At 66.4% G+C, this 494-nt stretch carries 1 protein-coding gene; it reads left to right on the forward strand.

All coding sequences use genetic code 11. The features are described from left to right. Window positions 1-494, forward strand: a 494-nt coding sequence (locus tag AACY49_RS30525; RefSeq protein WP_339528005.1) for a hypothetical protein, incomplete at both ends; no start/stop codon positions are given.

Consider the following 494-nt stretch of genomic DNA (forward strand, 5'->3'; position numbering starts at 1 on the left):
TCTTGCTGTTCGTCACCGGGGCCGCCTTGCTGCTGCTGTGGCAAGCGCGCGCAGGGCCTGCCGCACAAATGCTGGCGGTGCCCGGCGCAGTGGCGCTGGCATGGCTGCTGATCCCCTATCTGCAAGCCCAGCGCTCACCGCTGGTGCGCGTGCTCGGGACGGTTGCCGTGATCCTGCTGGTCGGCTCCGGTCTGTTTGCCGGGCTGGCCATCCGCTTCCTGCCGATCGACCGGCCGACCAAGCGCGTCCAGATCATCGATCGCGCCAGCGGTTCGTGCCCGACGATGACCGCTTTGAGCCCGCTCAACCGTTATCCGGCGCAGACGATCTTCAGCTTCGTCGATCTGGGGCCGCGCATCATCACCATCACCCATCACAATGCGGTGGCGGGGCCCTATCACCGCAATGGCGATGCGATCCTGGATGTGCAGCACGCCTTTTCCGGCACGCCCGAAAATTTCCGCGCGATCGCCAAGCGCCACGGCGCGACGATG

The organism is Pseudomonas sp. EL_65y_Pfl2_R96 (assembly GCF_963970905.1).
In the GTDB taxonomy this organism is placed as follows: domain Bacteria; phylum Pseudomonadota; class Gammaproteobacteria; order Pseudomonadales; family Pseudomonadaceae; genus Aquipseudomonas.